Annotated in this window: 28 protein-coding genes; 16 read left to right on the top strand and 12 right to left on the bottom strand. The window is 67.9% G+C overall.

Annotated features, from left to right (window positions below):
- Positions 1 to 264 precede the first annotated feature (264 nt).
- The 6 genes from ACFXHE_RS23370 (at position 265) to ACFXHE_RS23345 (ending at position 4,358) form a co-directional block, all read left to right on the top strand.
- The gene (locus tag ACFXHE_RS23370; RefSeq protein WP_379386165.1) at positions 265 to 708 is read left to right on the top strand and encodes a PaaI family thioesterase; all 444 of its coding nucleotides are present in this window, start codon (positions 265 to 267) and stop codon (positions 706 to 708) included.
- 129 nt (positions 709 to 837) lie between these two features.
- Positions 838 to 1,140: an urease subunit gamma gene (locus ACFXHE_RS23365; RefSeq protein ID WP_326310528.1), complete on the top strand. Its 303-nt coding sequence runs from the start codon at positions 838 to 840 to the stop codon at positions 1,138 to 1,140.
- A gap of 5 nt (positions 1,141 to 1,145) precedes the next feature.
- Positions 1,146 to 1,457, top strand: a complete 312-nt coding sequence (locus ACFXHE_RS23360) for an urease subunit beta (protein ID WP_379386163.1) — start codon at positions 1,146 to 1,148, stop codon at positions 1,455 to 1,457.
- Positions 1,457 to 3,178 (top strand): urease subunit alpha, encoded by a 1,722-nt coding sequence (locus ACFXHE_RS23355; RefSeq protein WP_379386161.1) that lies wholly within the window; start codon positions 1,457 to 1,459, stop codon positions 3,176 to 3,178. Before ACFXHE_RS23360 ends, ACFXHE_RS23355 begins: the two co-directional genes overlap by 1 nt.
- A 120-nt stretch (positions 3,179 to 3,298) precedes the next feature.
- A complete protein-coding gene (locus ACFXHE_RS23350; protein WP_379386160.1) occupies positions 3,299 to 3,970 on the top strand; it encodes an O-methyltransferase in 672 nt (223 codons plus the stop codon).
- A 118-nt stretch (positions 3,971 to 4,088) separates the two neighbouring features.
- The gene (locus tag ACFXHE_RS23345; RefSeq protein WP_379386158.1) at positions 4,089 to 4,358 is read left to right on the top strand and encodes a hypothetical protein; all 270 of its coding nucleotides are present in this window, start codon (positions 4,089 to 4,091) and stop codon (positions 4,356 to 4,358) included.
- 40 nt (positions 4,359 to 4,398) lie between these two features.
- Here the strand turns inward: ACFXHE_RS23345 and ACFXHE_RS23340 are convergent, their stop codons facing one another.
- The gene (locus tag ACFXHE_RS23340; protein WP_379386156.1) at positions 4,399 to 4,953 is read right to left on the bottom strand and encodes a PadR family transcriptional regulator; all 555 of its coding nucleotides are present in this window, start codon (positions 4,951 to 4,953) and stop codon (positions 4,399 to 4,401) included.
- A gap of 88 nt (positions 4,954 to 5,041) precedes the next feature.
- Between ACFXHE_RS23340 and ACFXHE_RS23335 the strand changes: the two genes are divergently transcribed.
- Positions 5,042 to 5,470, top strand: a complete 429-nt coding sequence (locus tag ACFXHE_RS23335; RefSeq protein ID WP_379386154.1) for a nuclear transport factor 2 family protein — start codon at positions 5,042 to 5,044, stop codon at positions 5,468 to 5,470.
- 142 nt (positions 5,471 to 5,612) lie between these two features.
- On the opposite strand, the gene ACFXHE_RS23330 is transcribed toward ACFXHE_RS23335, so the two are convergent.
- Complete coding sequence (locus ACFXHE_RS23330) at positions 5,613 to 6,944, bottom strand: RNA-guided endonuclease TnpB family protein (RefSeq protein WP_379386152.1); 1,332 nt, start codon at positions 6,942 to 6,944, stop codon at positions 5,613 to 5,615.
- Positions 6,945 to 7,024: 80 nt separating this feature from the next.
- Between ACFXHE_RS23330 and ACFXHE_RS23325 the strand changes: the two genes are divergently transcribed.
- On the top strand, positions 7,025 to 7,435 hold the full coding sequence (locus ACFXHE_RS23325; protein WP_379386151.1) for a YchJ family protein: 411 nt from the start codon (positions 7,025 to 7,027) through the stop codon (positions 7,433 to 7,435).
- Between the two features lie 30 nt (positions 7,436 to 7,465).
- On the opposite strand, the gene ACFXHE_RS23320 is transcribed toward ACFXHE_RS23325, so the two are convergent.
- The 4 genes from ACFXHE_RS23320 to ACFXHE_RS23305 form a co-directional block, all read right to left on the bottom strand.
- Entirely contained in the window at positions 7,466 to 8,407 is a 942-nt protein-coding gene (locus ACFXHE_RS23320) for a formylglycine-generating enzyme family protein (RefSeq protein WP_379386149.1), read from the bottom strand.
- Positions 8,408 to 8,418: 11 nt separating this feature from the next.
- The gene (locus tag ACFXHE_RS23315) at positions 8,419 to 10,770 is read right to left on the bottom strand and encodes an arylsulfatase (protein WP_379386147.1); all 2,352 of its coding nucleotides are present in this window, start codon (positions 10,768 to 10,770) and stop codon (positions 8,419 to 8,421) included.
- Between the two features lie 168 nt (positions 10,771 to 10,938).
- The gene (locus tag ACFXHE_RS23310; protein WP_379386146.1) at positions 10,939 to 11,529 is read right to left on the bottom strand and encodes a cadmium resistance transporter; all 591 of its coding nucleotides are present in this window, start codon (positions 11,527 to 11,529) and stop codon (positions 10,939 to 10,941) included.
- A 348-nt stretch (positions 11,530 to 11,877) separates the two neighbouring features.
- Complete coding sequence (locus ACFXHE_RS23305) at positions 11,878 to 12,546, bottom strand: TetR/AcrR family transcriptional regulator (RefSeq protein ID WP_364617987.1); 669 nt, start codon at positions 12,544 to 12,546, stop codon at positions 11,878 to 11,880.
- A gap of 112 nt (positions 12,547 to 12,658) precedes the next feature.
- On the opposite strand from ACFXHE_RS23305, the gene ACFXHE_RS23300 reads away from it, so the two are divergent.
- On the top strand, positions 12,659 to 14,158 hold the full coding sequence (locus tag ACFXHE_RS23300) for an MFS transporter (RefSeq protein WP_379386145.1): 1,500 nt from the start codon (positions 12,659 to 12,661) through the stop codon (positions 14,156 to 14,158).
- Here the strand turns inward: ACFXHE_RS23300 and ACFXHE_RS23295 are convergent.
- Positions 14,155 to 14,994, bottom strand: coding sequence for a hypothetical protein (locus tag ACFXHE_RS23295; protein WP_379386144.1), 840 nt, complete (start codon positions 14,992 to 14,994; stop codon positions 14,155 to 14,157). The two genes, ACFXHE_RS23300 and ACFXHE_RS23295, sit on opposite strands and share 4 nt — an antisense overlap.
- Before the next feature lie 186 nt (positions 14,995 to 15,180).
- Between ACFXHE_RS23295 and ACFXHE_RS23290 the strand changes: the two genes are divergently transcribed.
- A complete protein-coding gene (locus ACFXHE_RS23290; protein WP_379386142.1) occupies positions 15,181 to 16,014 on the top strand; it encodes an SDR family NAD(P)-dependent oxidoreductase in 834 nt (277 codons plus the stop codon).
- On the opposite strand, the gene ACFXHE_RS23285 is transcribed toward ACFXHE_RS23290, so the two are convergent.
- A complete protein-coding gene (locus tag ACFXHE_RS23285; RefSeq protein WP_379386140.1) occupies positions 16,003 to 16,980 on the bottom strand; it encodes a zinc-binding dehydrogenase in 978 nt (325 codons plus the stop codon). The two genes, ACFXHE_RS23290 and ACFXHE_RS23285, sit on opposite strands and share 12 nt — an antisense overlap.
- A 203-nt stretch (positions 16,981 to 17,183) precedes the next feature.
- On the opposite strand from ACFXHE_RS23285, the gene ACFXHE_RS23280 reads away from it, so the two are divergent.
- The 4 genes from ACFXHE_RS23280 (at position 17,184) to ACFXHE_RS23265 (ending at position 19,526) form a co-directional block, all read left to right on the top strand.
- Entirely contained in the window at positions 17,184 to 17,411 is a 228-nt protein-coding gene (locus ACFXHE_RS23280) for a hypothetical protein (protein WP_379386138.1), read from the top strand.
- 61 nt (positions 17,412 to 17,472) lie between these two features.
- On the top strand, positions 17,473 to 18,105 hold the full coding sequence (locus ACFXHE_RS23275; protein ID WP_379386136.1) for an urease accessory protein UreF: 633 nt from the start codon (positions 17,473 to 17,475) through the stop codon (positions 18,103 to 18,105).
- A gap of 67 nt (positions 18,106 to 18,172) precedes the next feature.
- On the top strand, positions 18,173 to 18,886 hold the full coding sequence (gene ureG, locus ACFXHE_RS23270; protein WP_379386134.1) for an urease accessory protein UreG: 714 nt from the start codon (positions 18,173 to 18,175) through the stop codon (positions 18,884 to 18,886).
- On the top strand, positions 18,876 to 19,526 hold the full coding sequence (locus ACFXHE_RS23265; protein ID WP_379386412.1) for an urease accessory protein UreD: 651 nt from the start codon (positions 18,876 to 18,878) through the stop codon (positions 19,524 to 19,526). Before ureG ends, ACFXHE_RS23265 begins: the two co-directional genes overlap by 11 nt.
- A 25-nt stretch (positions 19,527 to 19,551) precedes the next feature.
- On the opposite strand, the gene ACFXHE_RS23260 is transcribed toward ACFXHE_RS23265, so the two are convergent.
- The gene (locus tag ACFXHE_RS23260; protein WP_379386133.1) at positions 19,552 to 20,556 is read right to left on the bottom strand and encodes a nucleotidyl transferase AbiEii/AbiGii toxin family protein; all 1,005 of its coding nucleotides are present in this window, start codon (positions 20,554 to 20,556) and stop codon (positions 19,552 to 19,554) included.
- 400 nt (positions 20,557 to 20,956) lie between these two features.
- On the opposite strand from ACFXHE_RS23260, the gene ACFXHE_RS23255 reads away from it, so the two are divergent.
- Together ACFXHE_RS23255 and ACFXHE_RS23250 are read left to right on the top strand one after the other, a co-directional pair.
- Positions 20,957 to 21,658: an SDR family oxidoreductase gene (locus ACFXHE_RS23255; protein ID WP_379386131.1), complete on the top strand. Its 702-nt coding sequence runs from the start codon at positions 20,957 to 20,959 to the stop codon at positions 21,656 to 21,658.
- A 27-nt stretch (positions 21,659 to 21,685) separates the two neighbouring features.
- Positions 21,686 to 22,105, top strand: coding sequence for a tautomerase family protein (locus tag ACFXHE_RS23250; RefSeq protein ID WP_379386129.1), 420 nt, complete (start codon positions 21,686 to 21,688; stop codon positions 22,103 to 22,105).
- A gap of 650 nt (positions 22,106 to 22,755) precedes the next feature.
- Here the strand turns inward: ACFXHE_RS23250 and ACFXHE_RS23245 are convergent.
- The 3 genes from ACFXHE_RS23245 to ACFXHE_RS23235 form a co-directional block, all read right to left on the bottom strand.
- Positions 22,756 to 24,204 (bottom strand): NAD(P)/FAD-dependent oxidoreductase, encoded by a 1,449-nt coding sequence (locus ACFXHE_RS23245; protein ID WP_379386127.1) that lies wholly within the window; start codon positions 24,202 to 24,204, stop codon positions 22,756 to 22,758.
- A gap of 216 nt (positions 24,205 to 24,420) precedes the next feature.
- Entirely contained in the window at positions 24,421 to 25,311 is an 891-nt protein-coding gene (locus ACFXHE_RS23240) for a tat pathway signal sequence (protein WP_379386125.1), read from the bottom strand.
- Positions 25,312 to 25,400: 89 nt separating this feature from the next.
- Positions 25,401 to 25,553, bottom strand: a complete 153-nt coding sequence (locus ACFXHE_RS23235; protein WP_326361853.1) for a hypothetical protein — start codon at positions 25,551 to 25,553, stop codon at positions 25,401 to 25,403.
- Positions 25,554 to 25,609: the final 56 nt, after the last annotated feature.

The following is a 25,609-nucleotide window of genomic DNA, read 5'->3' as shown; positions in this document are numbered from 1 at the left end:
ATCGTAGGTTACGGGGGCGGGGTTGGATTGCCCCTCCGCTTCGCTCCGGGGCGGGGTGGGGGGGCGGAGGGGGCGGTTTATGCCCCCCCCCCACCACCCCCCACCACCCCCCCACCCCACCACCGGCAGGGGATCGGGGCCACCGCAGCCCTCGGGGCCTCGCTCGATCCTGACGCCGAAGCCAGTATAGGTCAGGCTTACCTAACTAGGCAAGGGCGTCGACCCGGCGGTCCGGGCCGAGATCCCGCGTGCGAACGTGGAGCCATGAGCGACGACTTCTCCACGATCAAGTCCCTGGCCGATGTCACCCCGGAGCTGATGAACAAGCTCAGCGAGGGCACCTTCACCGACCTGCTGGGACTGAAGTTCACCGCGCTGAGCGGTGACGGGGTGGCCGCGGAGTGGGTGGTGACGCCGCAGCAGTATCAGCCGGCGGGGATCGTCAACGGTGGTGTGTACTGCACGGTCATCGAAACCCTCGCCAGCGTGGCCGCCGGCGCCTGGCTCGGCGATCGCGGGACCGTGGTGGGCGTCAACAACAACACCGACTTCCTGCGCGCGGTGCGGGAGGGCAAGCTGACCGGTGTCGCGAGCCCGATCCATCGCGGGCGTTCGCAGCAGCTGTGGCAGGTGGTGATCACCGACGAACAGGATCGGACGGTGGCGCGCGGTCAGGTCCGGCTGCAGAACCTCAACCCCCAGAACTGAAGGCGCGGAACCGGAATCGCCGCGCCGGAACTCGTCGTCCGCGGATCGTATATCACCGAAACATGCTGGTAACGCAGGTCGTGCCAGAATGACCGACGATCCGTCCCCGCAATTCGACGAGGAGTCCGAATGCGACTGTCGCCGCACGAGCAGGAGCGCCTGCTGCTGAGTTACGCGGCCGAGCTGGCCCGGCGGCGACAGGCCCGTGGACTCAAACTGAACCACCCGGAAGCGATCGCGATCATCACCGATCACGTGCTCGAGGGGGCGCGGGACGGCCGCACCGTCGCCGAGCTGATGGCCTCGGGCCGCACCGTACTCACCCGCGACGACGTCATGGACGGCATCCCGGAGATGATCCACGACGTCCAGGTGGAGGCCACCTTCCCGGACGGCACCAAGCTCGTCACCGTCCACCACCCGATCGGATGACGGCGATGATTCCTGGCGAATACCTCTGTGCCGAAGGCACGATCGAGCTCAACGCGGGCGCGGAACGCATCGAACTGGATGTGGTCAATACCGGTGACCGGCCGGTTCAGGTCGGCTCGCACGTGCACTTCCCGCAGGCCAATACCGCCCTGGAATTCGACCGCGCGGCCGCCTACGGCCACCGCCTCGACATTCCCGCCGGCACCGCGGTGCGTTTCGAACCCGGTCTGGGGCAGCGGGTTTCGCTGGTCCCGCTGGGCGGCGCCCGCGAGGTGCACGGAATCAGCCTCACCCCACCCGGAAAGCTGGATGTCTGATGGCCGAACTGTCCCGCGCCCGTTACGCCGAACTGTTCGGGCCCACCGTCGGCGACCGAATCCGCCTGGCGGACACCGATCTGCTCATCGAGATCACCGAGGACCGTAGCGGCGGACCGGGTCTCGCCGGTGACGAGGCCGTCTTCGGTGGCGGCAAGGTGCTGCGCGAATCCATGGGCCAGGCCCGCGCCACTCGCGCCGAGGGCACCCCGGACACCGTCATCACCGGCGTGGTGGTCGTCGACTACTGGGGAATCATCAAGGCCGACATCGGTATCCGTGACGGCCGCATCGTCGGCATCGGCAAGGCGGGCAACCCCGACACCATGAGCGGGGTGCACCCGGACCTGGTCGTCGGGCCCTCGACGGAGATCATCGCCGGCAACGGCCGCATCGTCACCGCGGGCGCCATCGACTGCCACGTGCACTTCATCTGCCCGCAGATCCTCGACGAGGCCATGGCCGGCGGCATCACCACCCTCGTCGGCGGCGGCACCGGACCGGCCGAGGGCTCCAAGGCCACCACCGTCACCCCGGGCGCCTGGCATCTGGCCCGCATGCTGGAGTCCACCGACTCCTGGCCGGTGAACATCCTGCTGCTGGGCAAGGGCAATACCGTGCGCGAGGACGCGCTGTGGGAGCAATTGCGCGGCGGCGCGGGCGGTTTCAAACTGCACGAGGACTGGGGCACCACCCCGGCCGCCATCGACCACTGCCTCACCGTGGCCGACGCCTCCGGCGTGCAGGTGGCGCTGCACTCGGACACCTTGAACGAGGCCGGATTCGTGGAGGACACCCTCGCCGCCATCCGGGGCCGGGCCATCCACTCGTATCACACCGAGGGTGCGGGCGGCGGGCACGCACCCGACATCATCACCGTCGCTTCGCATCTCAATGTGCTGCCCAGCTCCACCAACCCGACGCGGCCGCACACCATCAACACCCTCGACGAGCATCTGGACATGCTCATGGTGTGCCATCACCTGAGCCCGTCCATTCCGGAGGATCTGGCCTTCGCGGAGAGCCGGATCCGGCCCTCCACCATCGCGGCCGAGGATCTGCTGCACGATCTGGGCGCGATCTCCATGATCGGCAGTGACGCACAGGCCATGGGCCGCATCGGCGAGGTGGTCATGCGCACCTGGCAGACCGCGCACGTCATGAAGCGCCGCCGCGGCGCGCTGCCCGGCGACGGCGCGGCCGACAACAACCGGGTGCGGCGCTACGTCGCGAAATACACCATCTGCCCGGCGGTTACACACGGCCTCGACGCCGAGATCGGCTCCATCGAGGTCGGCAAACTGGCCGACCTGGTGCTGTGGGAGCCTGCCTTCTTCGGGGTCCGCCCGCACGCGGTCATCAAGGGCGGCACGATCGCCTGGGCCGCCATGGGCGACGCCAACGCGTCCATTCCCACTCCACAGCCGGTACTGCCGCGCCCGATGTTCGGGGCCGCGCCGAGCGTGGCGGCGGGAACCTCGCTGCACTTCGTGTCCGAGCAGGCCATCGAGGACGGCCTCGCGAACCGGCTGCGGGTGAACCGAAAACTGGTGCCGGTGGCCAATGTTCGCAGCCGCACCAAGGCCGACCTCCCCAACAACGACGCCATGCCCCGCATCGAGGTGGAGCCGGACACCTTCACCGTCCGGATCGACGGGGAGGTGTGGGCCGAACAGCCCGCCACCGAACTGCCCATGGCACAGCGGTACTTCCTGTTCTGAACGGAGCCGGCGCCGGGCGCGGTGAGCGCGCGCCCGGCGCCGAGCCCGGCTCCGAGTGGGAAATCTCTCGGCGTGAGCGCAATGCTGGGAGTGCGCCGGAGGCGGTGGCAGACTTCGGATATGACGACTGCCGATTGGGCCGAAGTTGATCGCTATCTCGTCGAAACCCTGGTGGGAGACGAGGATTCGGAAACCCTGCGGGCGAACGCGGAGGCGGGACTGCCCGCCATCGACGTGTCGCCGCCGCAGGGCAAGTTCCTGTATCTGATCGCGAAATCCGTGCGGGCGCGGCGCGTACTCGAGGTCGGCACGCTGGGTGGCTACAGCACCATCTGGCTGGCGCGGGCCGTCGGGAAGGCCGGCCGGGTGGTGACCCTCGAATACGAGCCGAAGCACGCCGAGGTGGCGCGCCACAATCTGGATCGCGCGGGGGTGGGGGAGCGGGTCGACATCCGGGTCGGCGCGGCGCTGGACTCGCTGCCGGTGCTGGCCGAGGAGCAGCCGGAACCGTTCGATCTGGTCTTCATCGATGCCGACAAGGTCAACAACACCAACTATGTGCGGTGGGCGCTGCGGCTGACCCGGCCCGGGTCGGTGATCATCGTCGACAATGTGGTCCGCAATGGCGGCATCGCCGACGCGGCGTCGGCGGATGCGGCGGTGCGGGCCAGCCGGGAGGTCATCGAATTGATCGCCGCCGAGCCGCGATTGGACGGGACCGTACTGCAGACCGTCGGCGGAAAGGGCTGGGACGGTTTCGCTTACGCGGTTGTGCTGGGCGAGGACGACTGAGTTTCAGGTCACTGAACGGAGGGTGAACTGGGCATACGCTGCCCGGTCCACCCCGTCCCGGAAAATTTGCTGCACGTTTGCTTGTCATCCTGTGGGTGTCGTCAATACGGTCGTACGCATGACGGACCCGTACGGCTCGACCTTTCCGCCGCCCGCCTTCGTGGCCCCGCCGGAATCCGGCCATCGACCCGGCGCGGTCGAGCGGTTGCGCTCGGCCGTGTTCGTGGCCGCGCCGGTCGTCGCGCTGGTCGGGACGGTGGGTGTGCTCGCCGTCGTCATCTATCGCGGCGAGCATCCGGCCACCGCCGACCCTGGCCGGAACCAGCGGGCCGGGGTCTCCGCCACCGTGTCGGCCGGTCCGGTGATCCCGGTCGTGCACGCGTCGTAATGCCCTGCGGGGCAATCACTGTCACCTGCCCTGCGGGCGATCACTCTCGCGATCCGGGCGTTTCGTCTGGGTTCGCGGCCAACTCCTCCCAGTAGTCCACGTACGCCTGCTCGTGCATGATGCCCAGCCGCAGCACGCGGGCGCGTGAGGTCGCGCGCTCGCTGTCGTTCGGATCGATCTCGCTGTACAGCGTCCGGTACAGCTCCAGCCAGCCGCGGTGCTCGGCGGCCTGATTGCGGGCCAGTGCCACCACGTCACCGGGCTCGCCGAGGTCGGCGAAGAACAGTTTCAGCTGCGCGGGATCGCGGGTCTCCGGCGGCGGCGAGGTCGGGTCGCCCAGCCAGCGGGTGAGTTCGGCGCGGCCGGCGGTGGTGAGATGGAAGACGCGGCGGCGGCGTCCGCTCTCCTCGGCCTCCTCGTGCAGCAGGCCCTGCTCGGCCAGGCGCGGCGGAACGCGATAGAGCTGGGCGTGCGGGATGGGCCAGAACTTGTCGACGCTCTCCTCCAGGCGGACCTTCAGGTCGTAGGGCGTCAGCGGGCCGTGCCGGGCGATGAGGCCCAGCACGATGTGGTCCTGCGGGCCGAGGTCGGTCATTCGGCAATTCCTCTCGGTTTGACACGGTATCGCTGAGACTATACATTCATTCCCGTCATACCGTATCAATGAGACTATAGGAGTTGGGATGCGCGACTACGCCATCGACCTGTACAACCGCTGGGCCGCCCTCTGGAACGGCGACCTCGCCATCGCCGGCGAGATCATGGCCCCCGAATTCACCCTCCGCTACGCCCAGCCCGGCGCGACCGTCTTCGACGACGTCCACGACCCCGCGGCCCTCGCCGCCGTCGTCGACGCGTTCCGCGCTGAGCGGCCGGGTCTGGAGTACGACCCGCAGGGCGTGCCCGTCGTCGACATGACCGACGGCCGAACCGGATTGATCGCCCAGCCCTATGGGGCCCGGGTCGTTGATCCGGACGGCACCGTCGTGCGCGATATCAGCGGTACCGACATCCTGCGATTCGAGAACGGGCGGATCATCGAGGTCTGGTCGGTGTCCGGCGGACCCACCGGACGCAGCTTCTACGCTTACAGCGCGTCTGAAAAACCCTGATCGGTTATCAGGCACCGCCCTTCTCGGGCGTCGTCGGTTCACGCCACTTGCGTGGTGTGTACGTCGGTTCCCGCGTCGTCCGGGCCGGTTTCACCGGCACCCGTAGGGTGTCGGTCAGCGCCTTCCCGTCGGCGGGCGTTGGTTACCCGGCCTCCTGCTTGGGGGTCCGGGGGCGGGGAGAGTCTTCGTGCTGGATCGTCGGCCATACCGCGAGGTTGACCGCGGCGTTGTGGTCGCGGTCGGCGCGAAACCCGCACTCGCAGGTGAACACCCGATCCGACAAGGTCAGCTGCGTGTTCATCCTGGCGCAGACCGAGCAGCGTTTGCTCGATGCGTACCAGCGGTCGGCGGTGACGACGGTGCCAATGCGCCACTGTTGTTTGTAGCGCACGATTCGGCCGAAGTCGGCCCATCCGGCGTCGCCGATCGCTTGCGCCAGGTGGTGGTTGGCCAGCATGCCCGCCACATTCAGGTCCTCGATGACGAGCCGGTCGTGGGTTTTGACCAGCGTGTTGGCGACCTGATGCAGGAAGTTGCGGCGAACATTGGCGACATGGTGGTGATGCTGCGCCAGCCGTGCGGCAGCGTCCTTGCGGTTTCGCGATCCTTTCTGCTTGCGGGACAACGATTTCGCCAGCCGTCGCTGCCGGCGCAGCCCGGCCGCCAGGGGTTTGGGTGGGTTGTCGATGCGGGCGACTTCGGTGCCGTCCGCTGTGGCGGCGACCAGGAAATTCGACAACTCGCGGTCGACCCCCACCCAGCCAGTGTCATCGTCGGCCGCACGCGGCCGGTGGCGGACAGCCGGGTGGAAGTCGGCGGCCTCGATGGTCACGCTGAGCTGCCAGCGACCCGCCCGGAACGTCACAGTGGTGTAGAGGACTTTGGCGCGCCCGTTCGCGAGCATGCGCCGCAGGCGACGAGTGTCCTCCCGCACCCGGATTGTTCCGATACCGGGCAGGGTCACCGATCGCGGAATTCCGTTGTCGCCGACCCGGATCCCCGCGCGACCGGACTTGGAGATCCTGTTGCGCAGCCGAAACGACGGGGTGGTCGAAATCCTCCCCTTGAATCGGGGGAATCCGACCTCCTTGCCTTTGCGTTTTCCGGTGCGGGAGTCGGCAAACGCGGTCAGAGCGCGACCGCAATCCACGGCGGCTTCTTCGAACGCCTGCTGGCACACTTCGCCGCGCCACACCAGACCGGTCACTGCGATTGCGGCGACCCCGTTCGGGTCGACGCAGATCACCCGGCCGGCGGCTTCGGTCTTCTTCCAGGTGTTGAACGCGTTGATCAGACTGAACCCGGTCCACGGCACCTGGTGATCAGGATCGGTTGCGCGTTGGGTGAGCGCGGTTTTCACGAAGTCGAGGGACTTGTTGAACGCGAACCGTGCCGCGCCGGCGTGGCGGTCGAGCGCCCGCTGCTGCTCGGCCGTGGGGTCGAGGCAGTAGCGGAAGGTGGTGTGGCGGCTCATCACCGGCGAGTGTGACACAAGCCACCGACAGGAATGATCGCACCACTCGTCGTATGCGGCCAATCCGTAAGCTTAGGCCCATGTCGAAGCGCCGCATTCCCCGTCTCGCACCCGAGGACTGCCCGTGCGGGCTGCCCGCCGCCTACGCCGACTGCTGCGGACGCTTCCATCGCGGCGAGGCCGATGCGAGCACCGCCGAACAGCTCATGCGGTCGCGCTTCAGCGCCTTCGCGGTGCGGGACGAGGCGTATCTGCTGCGCAGCTGGGCCCCCGAAACCCGGCCCGCCGATGTGGATTTCGACCCCGGACTGCGCTGGGACCGGCTCGAGATCCTCGGCACGACCGGCGGGGGACCGTTCCACACCGAGGGCACGGTGGAGTTCCGTGCCCACTACCGGGCCCACGGCAGGGTGGGACAGCTGCACGAGAACAGTCGCTTCCGCCGCGACCACGGGGCGTGGGTCTACCTCGACGGCGATATCGAGAACTGATCAGCGGATTCGCTTCTGCCACATCACTCGTCACGGACCTTCGTCGCGCACGACACAACGGAATCCGAGATGGCAGGTGGCGGTGTCCTCGGTCTGCCCCTGCCGGGCGGCCGGGCGGTAGCGCAGACAGTAGTCGGCCGCGCACAGATATGAGCCACCCTTGACCACTCGGCGCGGAAAGCGTTGCGCCGCTTCGAGTTCGGGTGTGTCCACCCGTGGGTTGCGTGGAGCGCAACAGGACGACGCCGAGTGCCCGGGGCGAAAGAAGTCGACTGTCCACTCCCACACGTTGCCGGTCACGTCGTACAGGCCGTAGCCGTTGGGCGAATAGGTGCCGATCGCCGTGGTGCCGGGTGTGGACGTCTGCCCTCGGCCGGGATGGAACCTCCAGGGGAAGGCGCCGACCCAGACATTGGCCAGGCGCCGGCCGGTGGGTTCGAATTCGTCACCCCAGGCGTAGGTCGCCGAATCGAGTCCGCCGCGGGCCGCGTACTCCCATTCCGCCTCCGTGGGTAGCTGTTTGCCCGCCCAGGCCGCGTAGGCCGAAGCGTCCTCGTAGGCGACCTGGGTGACAGGGTGACGGTCGAGCCCGTCGAGCGTACTGCCGGGCCCGTGTGGATGGCGCCAGCTGGCTCCCGGAACGTACCGCCACCAGCGGCGCCAGTTGTCCAACGGCACCGGACCCGAGGTGGGCCGGAACACCAGCGCGCCCGGTGTCAGGTCCGCCGGCTCCGCATCCGGGTAGTCCTCGGCCGCCGGAATGCGTTCGGCGACAGTGATGTATCCGGTTTGCTTCACGAATCGCCGGAAGGCGGCATTGGTCACCGGGTGCGGGTCGATCCAGAACGAATCGACTCGCACCCGATGCACCGGCCGCTCCTCGGGGAAGAAATCCTCCGAACCCATGCCGAAATCGCCACCGGCTATCCGGACCATGCCGCGGTGGACCTGTGCGCGGATCGCAGTGGCCATGGGCGCTCGCCTCAATCGCGCGAAAAGGCCGCGGCCGCGGCCATTTCCAGATCCTGGTACGGTTTGCCGCTCACGTCCTCGATGACCTGGTGCATGGTTCCTCCGGTGAACGGGAACGGCGACCGGTACCGCGCCGAAACGGACTGGCCGGTGTCCCGGCCGACGCGGACGCCCTCCCCGACACCGGAGAACACGGTCGGCTGGATCCGCATGTCATCGAGTGAACCCACGGGGTTCTCATCGATGTAGAGGACGGCCTCACCCGTGGGCGTGAAGTGGTCGGGCCGGGTGCCGTGCCGTTCGTACCGCACCCCGAGGATGTGATCGCCGAGCGGTACCCGGCGGTCGGAGACGATGGCCTGTTCCTCCTCGCCGAGGAAGTTGTAGATGTAGCACAGGCGACCGTCCTGGACGAACAAGGCGTGCCCGCCGAGCCGCCCACCGTGGGCGAACAGCACCCCCTCCGCGTCCGGGCTGGTGATCGTCGTCTCGGCCAGCAGTGCGAACGAGCGACCCAGAATCTCGAGCGCCGCGCCCGGTCCGACCTCCGCGCTGTCCGGGAAGTAGACGGCCCGGTCCAGGCCTTTGGCGTAGGTCGGGCGATAGCGCACCATCGCGGAGACGATGTCGAGATCGTTGAGCGGCATCCCGTTGTATTTCTCGGCCTCCGAGAACCACAGTGCCTTCAACTCCTCCAGCTTCTCGGGATGAACCTCGGCCAGGTCGTGCATCTGGCTGCGGTCCTGTTCGAGATGGAACAGTTCCCAGCGGTCCTTGTCGAAATGTCCCCAGCCGGACGGGCATGCCGCGTGAATGGTGTCGGCGAACCACCCGCGATGCCAGATGCCGCGTGTGCCCAGCATCGAATAGAACTGGGTGTGCTTGCCGACATCGGCGTCGGCGTCTTCGAACAGGGCCCGGAAGCTGACCCCCTCCAGGGGGCGCTGCTCCACGTTCTTCACCGTGTCCGGCGGCGTGATGCCGAGCAGTTCGTAGACGGTCGGAGTGACGTCGCAGACGTTGAGGTACTGGTGGCGGACCTCGCCGCGGGCCGGGATGCCGGCCGGCCACGACATCACGCATGGATCGGCTATGCCGCCTTCATGCGAGGCATACCGCTTGTACAGCTTGTACGGGGTGTTGAAGGCCATCGCCCACCCGATGCTGTAGTGGTTGTAGGTGGTCGGCAAACCCAGCTCGTCGAGCTTGGCCAGACTGTCCTCGATCGTGTCGATGTAGCCGTTGAAGAACTTCATCTCGTTGACCGAACCGTTCGGACCGCCCTCGCCGCTGGCGCCGTTGTCCGAGAAGGCCACGATGATGGTGTTGTCGAGCTGGCCGCTCTCCTCGAGATAGTCCAGCAACCGGCCGATCTGCGCGTCCGTGTACGACAGGAATCCGGCGAACACCTCCGCCTGCCGTGCGAACAGCCGTTTCTCGTTGTCGGACAGCGAATCCCATGCCCGTACCGTGTCCTGCGCCGGCCACGGCTTGCCGTCGGCACTGGTGACGTTCATGTACGGGTTCATGGGCGACAGCTCGGTGTTCTCCGGCACCAGGCCCATGCGCTTCTGGTTCTCCAGCACTATCTCGCGATACTTCTCGTAGCCCATGTCGAACCGGCCGCGGTATTTGTCCGCCCACTCGTGCGCGACGTGGTGCGGCGCATGCCCGCATCCCGGGCACAGATACATGAACCACGGTTTGTCGGGGGCGATCACCTTTGCGTCGCGAATGAACTCGATCGACTTGTCGGCCAGATCCTTCGACAGGTGATACCCGTCCTCCGGCGGATACGGCTGCGAGATCGGGTGATTGTCGTACACCAGATTCGGATACCACTGGTCGGCCTCGCCGCCCAGGAAGCCGTAGAACCGCTCGAACCCGCGCCCCAGCGGCCAATGCCGCTTCGACGCCGCGAGATTCTCCTCCTCGAGCGGCGTCATGTGCCATTTGCCGACGGCGTAGGTGTTCCACCCGCGCTCGGCCAGCACCTCCGAACACAACGCGGTGTCGGCGGGGATGCGCCCCGACAGGCTCGGGAATCCATCGCTGAATTCTTCGATCGTCGCCATGCCGACCGATGACGCATTTCGCCCGGTCAGCAGCGAGGCACGCGTGGGCGAACACAGTGCGGTGGTGTGGAACTGCGTGAACTGCACGCCCTGATCGGCGATCCGCTTCATGTTCGGCATGTCGACCAGACCGCCGTAGCAGTCCCAGGTCGCGATTCCGATGTCGTCCCACACGAGATACAGCACGTTGGGCGCACCCTGCTTCGCGGTCGGCTCTGCGTACGGCCCCCAGTCGGCGACCGAGTCACGGATATCCAGGGCGACATGTCCTTCGAACTTCCTGGCCATCATTCACCTCGGGAAAAGGAGAATCGTTGGTAGTGATACCCAGCTCCGGCGATACCGCTGGGAGTTCATCGACGCGTCGGTGACCATGCCATTCCTGGACTCGGTGTCCGGAACTCTCGCTGCTCACCGACCTCTCGTTCCGATAGAAGAGTACCGACCGGAATGGACTCATAGCGGCAGTTGGCCGAACACGAGGCCCGAACGGTCGATGATGTAGAGCCCGAGCACGATCAGCACGACCGGCATCATCCAACGGCTGTAGCGCCGCAGGATTTCGGCCGGCCGGCGGTGGGATATCAGCACCATGCCGGCCGAACACCAAGCGGCGGTGAGGATGGCGAACACCATGACGGTGAGCAGCGCGTCCGCCGTCCCCATGATGCGAAAGGCCGGAGTGTAGACGGAGATATTGTCCCCGCCGTTGGCGACGGTCAGTCCCACCACCGACCACAGCCCGGTGCCGGCCGCGGGCGGTGTGCGATCGCAGCGCCGACGGGCCCTGACCAGCATCCCGATCCCCAGGCTCAGCGGGACCACACCGAGCAGTCCGATCCACTCCACCGGGACGGCGCAGAGTCCCAGCGCCGCCAGCCCGGACACCGCCACGATCAGCCCGACGCCGAGGAACTGCCCGGCCCAGATCTGCCACCGCCGCGGGATCCCCGTGCTGCGCGAAGTGACGTTGAGCACCGTCAACACGACCGCATTGTCGATGTTGGTACCGACGAACATCGCCGCGGCGGTCACGACGGTGGCCATCTCCGCCAAGCCTGGGTGAGCGCCGGGTGGGTCCGGGCGCGGTTCCGAGTTCGGTACACATCGACCACCGATCGATGGACGGAACGGATGCCGAATCAGGTTGACGGCAAAAGCATGTGGCCGGCGCCGGGGTCCCGCTGGATATCACGGTCTGCGACCCGGATGGCCTTGCCTGGGAACTCGAAAGAGAGTGTTCGAGTCTACGAGTGATCGAACAGGGGCACAAGACGCCGTCTGCACGCAGAAGCGGCAGGACCGTATCGTCCGCAACATTGCAGTCCATGCAAGGGTGCAGGCGATGCCGGGCAACGGGATTCGGTGGTGCCCATGATGGTGATTTCGGGCGGATCAGTGAGCAGCGCGGGCCTCGAAGCCGTCGCACAGTGCGGTGAGGCCGGTGTCGAGCAGGTGCTCCGGATTCAGCAGGGCGGTGTCGCCCGTGCCGACGAGATCGGCCAGCGGGGGCGGGGTGGGCCAGCGCGGGTCGCCGTCGAGCAGCGCGGTGAGCCCGGAGCGTTCGTCGGCGCTGCTGTCGCGGCCCTGCAGCAGCCGGGCGCTGACCTCCTGCAGGGCGACCCCGGCGATGTAGCTCCACACCGACAGTGACATGCGGGTCGCCTCACGGGTGTCGACGCCGAGCTCGGCGAAGCCCTCGACCAGCCAGCTCAGCACCACCAGGCTGTGCTCGCCGAAGTTGTAGCGCGGCACCGCGAAGGTGAACAGCACCCACGGATGTTCCTGGTAGAGCCGCCAATCCACCTCGGCCGCGATCCGCACCCGGTCCCGCCAGGTCCAGCCCTGGCCCTCGGCCGGCGGGTAGGGGTTGCGCCGCGAGACCTCGTCGGTCATGGCCGCCAGGAGGGTGTCCTTGTTGGGGATGTGCCGGTACAGCGACATGGCGCCGGAGTTCATCCGATCGGCGATGCGGCGCATGGACAGGGAATCCAGTCCGGACTCGTCGGCCAGGGTGATGGCGGTGTCGACGATGGCGGCCCGGGTGAGCTTGGCCTCGGTCATCGGACGAATTGTTCCCTTCCGCGCAGGGGATGCGTACACTGTACTCGCGCTCGTGCGTACAACGTACGCGCGCATTTTCTTGCAAGCCCGAAATCAGCCCGAAGGATAGGTCATGACGAGTACCCTCGCGCGTCCCGACGCGAAGACGCCGCGCCGCGCCTGGGCGGGCCTGGCGGTTCTGCTGTTGCCGGTGCTGCTGGTGTCGATGGACATGTCGGTGCTCTACCTGGCCATGCCGACCCTCACCCAGAGCCTGGATCCGTCCGCGACACAGCAGCTCTGGATCCTCGACATCTACGGCTTCATGATCGCCGGACTGCTCATCACCATGGGCAATCTGGGCGACCGCATCGGGCGCCGCAATATTCTGCTCGCCGGTGCCACGGTCTTCGGAATCGCCTCGGCACTGGCCGCTTTCGCACCCGGCGCGGGCGTGCTCATCGCGGCGCGGGCGCTCATGGGCATCGGCGGCGCGACGCTGCTGCCGTCGAGCCTGGCCCTGATCTCGACGCTGTTCCCGAACGATCGGGCGCGTGCCACCGCCATCGGCGTCTGGACCGCGTTCTTCGCGGGCGGGTCGGCGGTCGGGCCCATCATCGGCGGCATCCTGCTGCACCACTTCTGGTGGGGCTCGGTGTTCCTGATCAATACGCCGGTGCTGCTGGTGCTGCTGGCCTTCGGTCCGCTGCTGCTGCCCGAGCACCGGGACGCCGGGCGCGGGCGCCTGGACTGGGTGAGCGTGCTGCTGTCCATCGGCGGCATCCTGCCGCTCGTGTACGCCGTCAAGCATTGCGCGGCCGAGGGATTCGACCTGCCGGACGTCGGCATCGGGATTCTCGGTGTGCTGCTGCTGACCGCGTTCATCCGGCGGCAGCGGACGCTGGCCGAACCGCTGCTGGATCTGAGCCTGTTCCGGCGCGGGCTGTTCTCGGTGGCCATCGGGTCCAGCACGGTCGGCATGCTGGCGCTGGCCGGCATGAGCTACCTGACCAGCATGTACCTGCAGTCGGTGACCGGCCGCGACGCGCTGCAGTCGGCGCTGCTCGGGATTCCGGGGGCCGTGGTGGTGTTCGTGTTCTCGATGAGCGGCGCGCGGATCGGGCGCAGGCTCGGCACCAAGACCACCTTCGTGCTGGCGCTGAGCATGGCGTCCCTGGGCAATCTCATGCTGCTCGGGGTCGGTGTGGACGGCGGGATCGGCTGGTACATCGCCGGTTCCGTGGTCGCGGGCGCGGGCTTCGGCATCGCGTTCACGCTGGTGTCGGAGGTGGCGGTGTCGTCGGTGCCGGCCGAGCGGGCCGGGTCGGCGGTCGGCATCTCCGAGACCAGCTTCGAACTCGGCAACGGGCTGGGCCTGGCGCTGCTGGGATCCCTGGCGGCCCTGGTGTTCCGCTCCGGCGGGCACTTCGGGCCGACGCTGGGCGAGACCGTCGACCAGGCCGGCGACAATGCCGCCCTGGTCGAATCGGCGCGCGAATCCTTCGTGACCGGCATGCACGTGGCGACCACCACCGGTGCGGTGCTGCTGGCCGCGATGGCGGTGGTGGTGTTCTTCGCCAAGTCCGGCGTCCCCGCGACCAGCGCCGCGGTGCCGGCCGGTTCCGCGCACTAGCCGCCGAACAGGGTGGTCCACACCTCGGTGATGCGGGCGCGCCAGGGCATGACCACCCGCTGATACGCCCAGCGCACCGGGCCCGCGAGGGCACGCCAGGCGCGGGCGACGGCCGCGAAGAGCGGTTGCAGGACAGTGCGGTTGAACCAGCGGCAGGGGGTCACCACCGTGATGTGGACGACGGTGGTGGCCACTCGCCAGCCGAACAGGACCGTCACGATCACCGCGTAGACCAGCGGACGCAGCACCCATCGCCACAGGCGCTCCGCGGGCCACACGATCAACCAGGTGACGAGCGGCTCGATCACGGTGACCAGCAGCCAGTGGCCGCCGGGCCGCAGGATTCGCCGCCACAGGGCCGAGATCGGGACGGCGACCAGCCACTTCCACGCCATCGCCAGGGTCCACCCGATCGCCTCGGCGATCGGTTTCACCACGGTGCGGAAGATCCACGGGATGCCCGGCTTCAGGACCCGACGCCACAGCCACTCCTCGATGGCGCGCTGGATCGGGCGCAGGACATAGGCGAGCAGGAATGCCCCGATCGGCGTGAGGACCATGCCGAACAGCAGCTGCTGGATCAGCAGGTGCCAGAGATAGTTGCGCACGAAATTGCGCAGCGGGCGGAAGACCCAGTCCCGGAACAAGATCGCCAGCGGTCGCGCCAGATGCTCGTTGAACAGCCTGAATGCCGCGGCGATCAGTCGCGGTATCCGTGTGAGCGCCTCCCACACCAGCCGCGGTGGCACGAACAGCACCAGCACGATGCCGCGTGCGATCCAACCCGGGATCGAGACGTGTTCCGGCGTCGGCTCTTCCGGCGCTCGATGCGACATGACGGATTCCTTCCCCCGTAGACCGCCTCCCATCCTGGTGCCGGAAAGTGGTCTGCGCCCAGGGTATTTCCACTCAGTTCCCGATCGCATACCGGTCCGCCGGTTAGGCTCGGAAACGTGGCTGAGCAAGACGCTCCGAACAGTGCGCGACCGGCCGGGTCGAACGGACGTCCGTTGGCGGAACGCGTGGCGACCAGACTCTTCTATCCGACCTCCCGGCCGCGTGCGAAAGCGCTGCGCGAGGCCGTGTCCGGTGAAGTCATCCTGGTGACCGGCGCCTCGCACGGCATCGGCAAGGCGGCTGCGCGGAAACTGGCGGCCGCGGGCGCGACGGTGCTGCTGGTGGCGCGGTCGCTGGAGGACCTCGAACAGGTGGCCGCCGAGATCCGGGAAGCGGGCGGGACCGCGCACGTCTACCAGTCGGACATCACCGAATTCGATGCCGTCGAGGCCCTGGGGCAGCGAGTGCTGGCCGAGCACGGCCGGGTCGATGTGATGATCAACAATGCGGGCCGCTCGATTCGCCGCCCGATCGACGAATCCTATGACCGGTTCCACGATTTCACCCGCACCATCGACGTCAACTACCTCGGACCCGTGCGGCTGCTGCTCACCCTGCTGCCGAGCATGCGCGAGCACCGGCGCGGGCACATCGTGAACATCTCCACCTGGGGGCTGCGCATGCCGCCCGCGCCGCGGTGGTCGGCCTACGGTGCGTCCAAGGGCGCCTTCGACATCTGGTTGCGCACCGTGGCGACGGAGATCGCCGCCGACGGTGTCACCACCACCTCGGTGTACATGCCGCTGGTGCACACCCGCATGAGCGCGCCCACCGATTTCTCCGGCGTGCCCGGGCTCACCGCCGACGAGGCGGCCGATCTCATCTGCCACGCCGTGGTGGCGCGGCCGCTGGAGATCTCGCCCTGGTGGACCGGTCCGGTGCAGGCGTTCTCGGATCTGCGGCGCGGGGCCGCGCAACGGTTCATGGAGCGCGGCATGGGTCGCAGGTCAGGGAAGTAGCACCACTTTTCCGGTCGTCTCGCGGGATTCCAGGGCCCGGTGCGCGGCGGCGGCCTGCGCGAGCGGGAAGGACTGGACGGCCGGGCGCAGACGACCGGTCGCGGCCTCGGCCAGGGCCCGAGTCTCCAAGGCGCGCAAGCCGCCCGCGCGTTCGAGCATGGGCGGGCCGAGCACGACCTGCGACGTGATGCCGCGTGCGGCGAGGGCCTGCTCGTCGAGGTCGATCTGTCCGCCGGACCAGCCGAACACCAGTCGCACGCCGCCGGCGCCGAGCAGATCGACCGCGGTGCGGGCGATCTCGCCGCCGATACCGTCGAACAGCAGGGTGGCCGGGCGGTCGCCGTAGCGGGCGCGCACCGCGTCGGGCCATGCCGGATCCAGGTAGTCCAGCGCCAGATCCGCGCCGTTCTCGTAGACCTGATCGGCCTTCGCCTTGCCTCCAGCGAGTCCGATGACAGTCGCGCCCGCCGCGGCCAGGTACTGGACCAGCAGGGTGCCGATGCCACCTGCCGCGGACGGCACGATGGCCACGGTCTCGGCGCTGACCTCGGCGAAGCCGAGAATCCCGAGCGTAGTGCGTCCGGTGCCGATCATCGCGACCGCGGCCCCGGCATCGACACCGTCCGGAATCGCGTGCAGCCGTTCGGCTTCGGTCACGGTGAGTTCCGCGTATCCGCCCGGCACCTGCCCGATGTGGGCGACGACCGCGCGTCCGAGCCAGCTGTCGTCCACTCCGGAACCGACCCGGTCCACCGTTCCCGCCACCTCCCGGCCGGGGATGGTCGGCAGTTCCGGGATCGGCGTCGGCGATCCCGAGAAGCCCTGCCGCAGTGCGGTATCCAGCAGATGCACCCCCGCCGCGCGGACCGCGATCCGGACCTGGCCGGGACCGGGCTCGGGGTCCGGGACCGTCTCGTACCGCAGATTCTCGGCAGGTCCGAACTCGTGAAGACGGATGGCGCGCACAGCAACTCCTAGTCTCGGCAATGAACGTGCCCCAAGCCTGCAACCTGAACATTGGTTCAGGTCAAGTTCCTTGCGCGGGGTCCGCCGACCACGGCGCTGACATTCACCCCGCAATTTGAAACGAATTACCTTCACACTCACGGCTTTCGGGTTAGTCTCGCTGCGTTCGCTTCCTGTGAGCTTGCTGTGAGAGAGGACGATTCATGAAAACCGTTGTGCTGAAAGCCTGTGCGATCGCGGCCATCGGCTCCGGACTCGGCGCGGCCCCGGCCCTGGCCGCCCCGCTGTCTCTGCAACCCGCCGCCCCCGAACCGGCCGCGGTGAGCCCCGTCGCCGGGCTGGTCCCCGAGACCGGTTCCGCGGGCGCGCTCAATTCCTTCACCTGCGCCCTGAAGAGCATCTCGGCCTCGATGCCCTGCCTGCTCACCTAACCGAGAGGCCGCGGCCGGGCACGGCCTAGGATCGGGCCATGCGATATCCGGACGTGCGGCGATGAGCCTGGCCACCCTCCTCACCCTCGCCGATTCCCGGCTGCCGATCGGCGGGCACGTGCATTCGGGCGGGGTCGAGGAGGCGGTCGCCTCTGGTCTGCTGCGCGATGTCGCGAGCGTCGAGCTCTACCTGCGGCGGCGCATCCGCACCTCCGGGCTGGTGGCGGCCTCACTGGCCGCCGCCGTCTGCGCGGGGACCCTCGAACCGGGGCGCGCCGAACTCGAGGCCGACGCACGGACGCCGTCGCCGGCGGCCCGGGTGGCGTCGCGGGCGCAGGGGCGCGGGCTGCTGCGGCTGGCCAAACAGGTCTGGCCACAGGCCGATTGGCGGGCGCTCGGCGCTCGTCCGCATCTGTCCACGGTGTTCGGGGTGGTCGGCACGGTGTGCGACGCCGCGCCCGAGGACATCGCCGCCGTCACCGTCTACACCACCATGACCGGGGCCGCGACGGCCGCGCAGCGACTGCTGGCCCTCGATCCTGCTGCGGTCGCCGCCTGCACCGTCCGGCTCGCCGAGCTGTGCGACGCCACCGCGCGGCAGGCGGCGAAACCGCTTGCCGCGCTCTCCGACCCGCTGCAGGATGTGCTCGCCGAGCGGCACCTGCGGCGGGATATGCCGCTGTTCGCGTCCTAGCCGGTCACCGGGTTGGTAACAACCGGTTTACGTGGCTGGGCAAGGATGGGGGTGAAAGGAGCCGCACATGCCACCTCACCTCATCGATGGGGAACCGCACGACCACAGCCACGACCGGCCCAAGCGGGAGCGGACGCCGGGGGAGCCGCTGCGGATCGGGATCGGCGGGCCCGTCGGGTCCGGGAAGACCGCGCTGACCGCGGCCCTGTGCCGGCAGCTGCGGGACGAGCTGTCGCTGGCCGTGCTGACCAATGACATCTACACCACCGAGGACGCGGACTTCCTGCGCCGGCACGCGGTGCTGCCCGACGAGCGGATCACCGCGGTCCAGACCGGCGGCTGCCCGCACACCGCGATCCGCGACGACATCACCGCGAATCTGGATGCCATCGACGACCTGATCGAGGCGAACCCGCCGCTGGATCTGATCCTGGTCGAATCGGGCGGCGACAATCTGACCGCCACCTTCTCCTCCGGCCTGATCGACGCGCAGATCTTCGTGGTCGACGTGGCCGGTGGCGACAAGGTGCCGCGCAAGGGCGGACCGGGCGTGACCTGGTCGGATCTGCTGGTCATCAACAAGACCGACCTGGCCCCCATGGTCGGCGCGGATCTGGCTGTCATGGACCGGGATTCGACCAAGGTGCGCGAGGGCCGGCCGTTCGTGTTCACCTCCCTCACCGAGGACCCGGCCGCGACGCCGGTCCTGGCCTGGGTGCGCGAGCAGCTGCGTGTGGCGGCCGAACGGGACGCGGCGGCGGGCAGTGCCCATTCGCACTGAGCTCCGCATCACCGCGACCGCCGGGACGCGGCCGCACATCCATGCGGTCGGCGGCCTGGCGGCGCGGCACACCGGTGTGGACACGGTGCATATCATCGGCACCGCCGCCACCCCGCTCGGCGGCGACGTGCTGGACATCGTCGTGTCGGTGGGCGAGGGTGCACGGTTGACGGTCCGGTCGGTGGCCGCCACCATCGCGCTGCCCGGGCGCGAGACCCGGAAGTCCGTGGCCCACTGGCACTTCGACGTGGCCGCCGGCGGCGAACTCGATGTCGACCCCGAACCGACGGTGGTCGCGGGCGGCGCCGAGCACGACACATTCACCACCATCCGGCTGGAAGAAGGTGCGCGCCTGCGCATTCGGGAACGCATCCAGATCGGCCGCACCGGCGAGGACCACGGCTCCTGGAGCGGCGAGCTCACCGCCGACATCGGCGCCACCCCACTCCTGCGCCACCGCCTCGAACTCGGCGCGGACACCATCACCGACGACGCCCTCTCGGCCCCGCGCGCACTGGAGAGTGTGCTCACCTACCCCGACGACCGCCCAGCAGATACCACCGGCCTGGACGCAGCACTCCTACCCCTCGCCGCGGGCGGCACCCTGTTCACCCGGACGGGTCGCCTGTTGATCCGCTGACCCGCAGTTCCCCTCTCGAGGAGATCTATGCCTGGGCTCGGGTGAGCGCTCGGACCAGTCGTTCGAGCCATTCGCGCAGGCTGCCGGTGACGTCAGGATGGTTCTGCCGGAACGTGTCCCAGTGGACGTTCCAGGTGAGGATGTCGTCGGCTTCGAAATCGTCGGCTGCTGCGCCGAGGGCTCTGCGCAGCAGCGGCCGGGGTAGGTGGATGCGCGGAGACTCCGCCAGGAGCACGGCGTCGTAGAGATCCTTGCCCGCGCCGCCGTCGCGGATGTCGACGTACTCCGAGGTTCGGGTGGATTCGGCGAACAGCCACAGGAGTTTCCATGCCAGGGACAATGCCGGGCTCGCCGTGACGCAGGGGGTGGGCGCGCTGCCGTCACCGCGCGGCACGAGGGTCCAGACCGGGGAGTCGGGGAGGGATTGGTCGGCGGCGAAATCCACTTGGACCGAGCCCGTCATCGCGTCGGGGCCGGTCGTGTACCAGGGCACCCGGACCCTGAGGCCGGGGGTGTCGTTGTAGTCGAGGGCATAGCTCCCGTCCGCAGCGTCGTCGATACCGTCGGCGCTCAGGACCACACCTGCCGGGGTCGCCGGTCGCTGCCGGATCGTCTCGATCAGGTTGTCCAGCAGGGGAGTCCAGGTGTGGTTCTCGCTGTAATCGTCCGGATCCACCCAGTGCAGGCCCTCCGGCGGCAGGATCGGGCGTAGCCCGAAGGACTCGAACTGCTCGTCCTCCCACATCTCGTCGGTTACCGCTCCGAACGCGGCCTCGGGCCAGTGCTGCACCCAGGACATGTCCTCGACATAGGGAAACGGGTCGGCCGGATCGGTGAAGGCGACATCGGTCGGGTCGGGCACGATCCAGTCCAGATCGGCAGGTGGCCTCGCCTTGTCGCCGACCCACGCGGCCATGGTGATACTCCCGCGCAGCACCAGCCCACGGCCCCACGGTGATTCGGCGATCAGCTCCAGCGTGTGGTCCAGCGCCGCTCGATGAGCGGCGCGGAACCGCGGTGTCCTCTCCACCTCCCTGACGCTAGAACAGGGGTGTGACAGGAAATCGCGGTCATTCCGGGCCGTACATCGCGAAAGCGCCGCTCGCTCATCGGACTTGGGCGATCAAGATCAGGGGGCTGTCACTGCGGAATTCTGCCCGTTTCCCTCTCCGGGGGCTCTGATCTTGTCGTCGGCATTGCGCCGCAATAGATTCCGGCCCCGATCGTCGCGCTACGCAGGGTACCTGGCCGGTGAGGATCGCCGCCAGTTTCCGCCCAGCCCCGCGATGCCGAGATCAGGTGGTTTCGCAGCGGCTTCGGCGAGATCGACGCCCATCCCGGCGACAGCAGATCCGCGACCTGTACCTGCTCGCCCAAGTTGGCTATAGTTAGATATAGTCAGAGGGCCGTCAGTGAAACAGGAGGTAGATATGACGACAATCGAGGGCGCGAATGTTCTGGTGACGGGCGGGCAGCGTGGGCTGGGCCGTGCGTTTGCCCGGGAGTTTCTGGACCGGGGTGCGGCGAAGGTGTACGTGAGCGCGCGGAAGCCGGAGTCGAGTGACGATCCGCGGATCGTGCCGGTGGAGCTGGAGGTCACCGATCCGGATTCGATTGCCGCGGTCGCGGAGCGGGCCGGTGATGTGAGCATCGTGGTGAACAATGCGGGGGTGTTGCGGCCGGCTCCGCTGTTGCAGACCGAGATGGCGGATGTGGTGGAGACGTTCGAGACGAATGTCTTCGGGCCGTTGCGGATCGCGCGGGCTTTCGCGCCGATCCTCGCCGCGCACGGTGGTGGGGCGCTGGTGGATATCCACTCGGTACTGTCCTGGAGTTCGGGGGCGGCGGCATACGGCGCGTCGAAGGCCGCTCTGTGGTCGATCACCAATTCCCTGCGGATCGAATTGGCGGGGCAGGGTACGCAGGTGGTCGGTGTGCATCTCGGGTTCGCCGACACCGACATGGTCAAGGCCATCGCGGCGCCGAAGATCAGTCCGGCCGAGGTGGCGGCGGCGGTCGCCGACGGGCTGGAGCAGGGGGCGACCGAGGTGCTCGTGGACGACTTCACCAGGCAGGTGAAGGCGGCGCTGTCCGGCCCGGTCGAGGGCCTCGTGCTGTCGTTCGGTCGCTGAAATTCTTCTCTTCCAAGGGAGTTCATCATGCCGCTGTGGCACATCTATCACCCCGCCGACACCCTCACGGCCGAGGACAAACAGAATTTCGCCAAGGACATCACGGCTTACTACGCGCGCTTCGGGCTGCCGGAGTTCTACGCGGTGGCGCTCTTCCACGAGGTCCCGGCCGACTCCTTCTACGTCGGCGGCGTATCGATCCCCGCGGTGCGGATCACCATCGACCATCTGGCGCGCCAACTCGACGACCCCGATCTTCGCAAGCACATGAGCGAGCGTCTGCACGACCTCATGGCCCCGTACACCCACGACCGCGGGCTGCATCTCGAATTCAATATCAACGAGGTAGCGCGGGACACCTGGATGATCGGTGGACTGTTCCCGCCCCCGCCCGGCAGCCATATCGAGCGCGGCTGGGCCGAAGCGAACAAACCGATTCCCTACTGACCGAGATCGTGGCCCGTCGGCGCGGTGGGATGGCGGGGCTGGTGGGAACCGGCCCTCACCGCCGGTTCCCACCGCGAGCACAGCGGTGCTCGATCGAGCTGCTTCGGCGGCGAGGGTCAGTCACCGACGACGCGGGGTGGAGCGTTGAACGCGTTGAACGCACCGACTGCGGCGCCTGCGGCGGCGGCCGGCCACTGCGCCCTGCTCGCGTCGTCATGCTGTGCCATCGGAGCGACCTCGGTCGGTGCCGCATTCGCGGTGCCCGATCCGACGATCGCCGGTAATAGCGGAACCGCTCCTGCCGCAACCACATTGCCGACCTTGTTCCGGTGGGGGTTGAGTGGTCGGTGCTTACCTGCGGCCATGCAGAACCTTTCTGTTCAGGCAGAACATCTAGGGGTACATCGACGCTCGACATTCGAACCCACCGGTCGCCTGGATTGGTGGCAAAGCGGACAGCTGAAAAGCATTGCTATAACTGGAAATTAGCCACTGTGGTCGTGAAAAGCTATGAAAGAGGCCGGAATCCCACTTCAGGGATTCCGGCCTCAGTAGATCCGCACTCACTCCTGTGTTGTCGCCTCGCCCGCGGCGGTTCCGCCGGCGGGTGCGGAGTCGTCGACGGCGCGGCCATCGGGTCGGGCTTACTGTCAGCCCGCGCGCTGCTGCGAGGACTTCTCCGCTTCCGCATTCGCCGCGGATTTGCCGTTACCGGAAGAACTTTCGCCGCCGATCTGCTTGGCGAGCTGACGCGCCTCGGCCGGATCGTCGAGCGCCTCGAGCGCCAGCCGCGCGAACACCCACTGCTCGGTGGCGGCCATCTGACCGCGGTGGCGGCCCAGGAAGGAGACGAACCATTCGAGCACGGTGACGAAACGGCTGCGGAAGCCGACCAGGTACCACAGGTGCAGGCCCAGCCAGGCCAGCCACGCGAAGAAGCCGCTGAACTCCAGCTTGCCCACCTGGCACACCGCGCTGAATCGCGACACCGTGGCCATGGAGCCCTTGTCGAAGTACTTGAAGGGCTTGCGGTCGGCCACCGTCTGCTTGCCCGCGACCTCGGCCTTGATGGCCTTCGCGGCGTAGGTGCCGCCCTGGATGGCGCCCTGCGCCTGCCCGGGCACGCCCGGCACCGACATCAGGTCGCCGACCACGAAGACGTTCGGGTATCCCTTGATGGTGAGGTCGGGTTCGACGATGACGCGCCCGGCACGGTCCACTTCGGTGCCCTTGGACCGGTCGGCGAGGATCTTGCCCAGGCCGCTGGCCTGCACGCCGGCCGACCACACCTTGCAGGCGGATTCGATGCGCCGCTCGGAGCCGTCCTGCTCCTTGATGGTGACGCCGCGCGCGTCGACATTGGTGACCATGGCGTTGAGCTGGATCTCCACGCCCATCTTCTCCAGCCGCTGCTGCGCCTTGCCGCCGAGCTTGGGGCCCATGGGGGCGAGCACCGCGCCCGCGCCCTCGACGAGAATGACGCGCGCATCGCGGGTGTCGATATTGCGGAAGGAGCCTTCCAGGGTGCGGTCGGCGAGTTCGGCGATCTGCCCGGCCAGTTCGACGCCGGTGGGCCCGGCGCCGACCACCACGAAGGTCATGAAGCGGTCGCGGACTTCGGGATCGGTGGCGAGCTCGGCCTCTTCGAAGGAGCCCAGGATGCGCGCGCGCAGTTCGAGGGCGTCGTCGATGGTCTTCATGCCGGGCGCGTAGGTGGCGAAGTGGTCGTTGCCGAAGTAGGACTGCTGCGCGCCGGTGGCCACGATGAGACTGTCGAACGGGGTGACGTAGTCCTGGTTGAGCAGGCGCGAGGTGACGGTGCCGTTCTCGACGTCGATGTCGGTGACCTCGCCCATGACGACGCGCGCGTTCTGCTGCTGGCGCAGCACGATGCGGGTGGCGGGGGCGATCTCGCCGGTGGAGAGGATGCCGGTGGCGACCTGGTACAGCAGCGGCTGGAACAGGTGCGTGGAGGTCTTCGAGATGAGGGTGATGTCGACGTCGGCCTTGCGCAGCTGCTTGCAGGCGAACAGTCCACCGAACCCGGACCCGATCACCACCACGCGATGACGCTGTGCGACGGATTTCTCGGCGTTCATCTAGTTCCTGCTCCTCGCCAGACGGGAAAGTACGACAACTCACCCGTAACGGTAGTGCAGTGTGAGTAGCGCAGACCAATCAGGACCGACAGAAAACAGACCTTTTAGACAACAACCTTGAAACTACAATATGGGCGGTCGTCCAGCGAGGATTGCCGGGAAGCGCGCCGCGGGCGGCCCCGGCCGTGCCGGAACCGCCCGTGCGCAGCGTCGGTGTCAGCGCCCCTGGAACAGCAATTGCGCCACGTGCGTGGTGGTTTCGGAGCCGTCGGCGTAACCGCCCTGATCGCCCTGCTCGGTCATGATGGCGAGGGTGTAGCGCTCACCCGGGCCCGCGAAGCCGACCGAATTGACCACCCAGCCGCCCTGCTCGTCGGACCAGCCGTTCTTGAGGCCCGGGTTCATGGCCGCGCCAGCGCCCCACACGCCCCAGTGCTGGTTGGTGTCCACGTGACGCATGCGGTCGAGCAGGTAGGCGCGGTCGTCCGGGTGCATGCGGGTGAGGACGTTGTCCATCAGCCGGTCCAGGTCGGCGGGGGAGCACTGCTGGAAACCCCAGTCGGGGAACAGCTTGACCTGCTCGATCGAGGTGGTGGGCGGCATGGGGACCAGTCCGGTCATGCCGTTGGCGCGGAAGGCATTGTTGAACGACATGCGGTCGATGCCGGCGTACTTGTTCCACAGGATGTCGGCGGCATTGTCGTTGGAGGTTGCCAGCATGGACTCCATCAGCGCGCGGTCGTCGGGGCCGAGCTGGATGGCGCCGATCCGGGCACGGTTCAGCAGATCCTCGGCGATTGCCAGCTTGATGGTGGAGGCGGTCCAGAAGTTGGTGTCCGCGTTGCCGTTTCGATAAATGCCGCCGGTGACGCGGTCACGCATCACGTAGCCGGTGACGCCGGGGCGGGTGCCGAGGTAATTGTCGACGGCCGCGATGCGGCTGCTCATATCGGCGTCGAATCCCGCGATCGGACCCTGGGTGTGCACCGGTGCGGCACCGGCCACGGGGACGAAGGCGGGGGCGGCCGGAATGAGGGCCGCGGCAGCGAGAACACAAGCGGAGGAGGCCACGCGCCGGGCCTTGGGGGAACGCACGAGGGAACACAATAGAGGGGACCATGCCCGATACGCACGTCTTGAGGTGAATCGATGTGTGTGTTATCGAATCGACACTGTTGCACGGACTTTCGCGCGAGTCAGTGAAAAGCCGCTTGTAGCTCTTCGATGCTGCGCCCATTGAGGCGGTAGCAGTGCTCGAATGCCTCGGTGTGCCGCTCCCGCGGCCACGACTGCAGCACCACGCCGCGTCCGTAATGCCGGGAGTTGACGAGTTCCCAGCGGTCTCCCACCCGCCGAACGGTGAACCCGGTTCTGGGCACGAGCGGAATCACCGACGCAGACATCG

The sequence above is a fragment of the Nocardia sp. NPDC059229 genome (assembly GCF_042754165.1).
Lineage (GTDB): Bacteria > Actinomycetota > Actinomycetes > Mycobacteriales > Mycobacteriaceae > Nocardia.
The sequence above is the reverse complement of the archived record's forward strand: the minus strand, read 5'-3'. Positions and strand labels throughout refer to the sequence as shown.